Annotated in this window: 1 protein-coding gene and 1 pseudogene; one reads left to right on the top strand and one right to left on the bottom strand. The window is 45.6% G+C overall.

Annotation, left to right across the window (positions count from 1 at the left end; all coding sequences use genetic code 11):
- Positions 1-105: 105 nt before the first annotated feature.
- Positions 106-519: a hypothetical protein gene (locus Q0140_RS05240; protein WP_297962555.1), complete on the top strand. Its 414-nt coding sequence runs from the start codon at positions 106-108 to the stop codon at positions 517-519.
- Positions 520-824: 305 nt separating this feature from the next.
- Here Q0140_RS05240 and Q0140_RS05245 read toward each other — a convergent pair.
- Positions 825-1,554, bottom strand: a pseudogene (locus Q0140_RS05245) (hypothetical protein); the annotation flags it as partial.

Raw genomic sequence — 1,554 nt, forward strand, 5'->3', positions numbered from 1 at the left:
TCGCATCCGCCGTCACAAGTGGCTAGCATAGGCTGCTATGGTTTGCTTTTTGTTCTGTGCGGGATGCTTTTTACTATTTATAGAACGAACACGGCGCCCAAGCAATTGAATGAGCTTGAGATAGATACCGGAATTTTAAGAAACGTTTATTATAATTTTCGCGGAAGCGGCGGACGAATACATATAGAACTAGAAAACGGCAAGAAAAAAGTTTATGAAATAAGCAAAAGTGATAGCGATATTTATGAAAAGCTAAAAGGGCAAAAAATCAAAATTTACGGCGAGCCAAGTCCAGATATATTAGGCAATAATGAAATTTTACAGCTTGAAGATAAAGATGGAAAAATATATAAAGAATATAATTTTGATCATAGATTGTTAAGACCATATTTGATGACCGCACAGTTTAAATTCTTTTTAAAAGGGGCAGTTTTTCTACTTTTATTGATATTTTTTATAAATTTTTCAGATAGAAATTTAATTAAAAAAAATCTAGAAGAAGGAGCAAAAAATGAGTAACGGATTGGGCATTATTAGAGATGGGCTTTCACATGGTCTTGCTAATACAGCTGCAGCGTAAGCAATAGTGAAAATCTGCTTTCGTATGCCTATAAGGGCAGTTATTATTCTCACTCTCCATTGAAAGTTAAAATTTAGTCTATTCGCGCATCTGTTGTGCTCATTATTTTATAAATTCGTATTCTTTTACCCTACGCAGATTGTTGTTTGCGATTATCAAGGTATATTGATTTTCTGAAAAATAGCCTGTCGCCCGTTTAGCTTTTACTTCATTCTCGTTTATCGTACCGATTTTTACTTTGCTTCTAGCAGACGCATTCGCTATACATTTTTCTTTTCCGCGTGAAGTTGCTATTGGGCTTATTGTAAGAGTTACGGCGCGAGTATATCCAAACATCGGGTGCGCGCGGCTTTAGATTTTGCGGCGCGACACGCGCGTCTAGCGCCAGCATATCGGCTCTGCCTGCCGAAGCGCTAATTTCGTCAAATTTAGCCGCACGCACATCCAGCGTCGGTCTGTCGGCGCGCACGGTCTGCCCGCCTACGCCTACGTAGTCGCACACGCCACGCAGCTCGTGCACGAACGCGCGCTGCTTCTCGCTGCCGATCCGCCCATGCACTGCGCCGTTTAGCGTGGCATTGATTTTAATGAAGCAAAAGCCGCTCTCGCGCGCCAGATAAAACGGCTCTGCAAGCTCCTCCGCCGCGGCAGAGCAGACGTCAAATTTCACCTCTATGCCTCCGCGGCGTAAAATTTCCGCGCCGCCCGCAGCCTGCGCGTTCGTATCGCGCGCGCCGATTACCACGCGAGATAGGCTTAGCTCTGCCAAAAGCTCGGCGCAAGACGGGGTCTTGCCGCGGTGCGCGCAGGGCTCGAGCGTGACGTAGGCGCAAGCGCCGCGCAAAAGCCCGCCGTGGCGGTTTAAGATAAAATCATAGGTGAAGCTCGGCTGCAAGAGCGCGCTTTTTAGGGCTTCTAGGTTTTGAAATTTAACGCCGAATTTGCGGGCGTATTCGCGAGCGAAATCCTGCGCG

The organism is uncultured Campylobacter sp., from assembly GCF_938045405.1.
Taxonomy (GTDB): Bacteria; Campylobacterota; Campylobacteria; order Campylobacterales; family Campylobacteraceae; genus Campylobacter_B.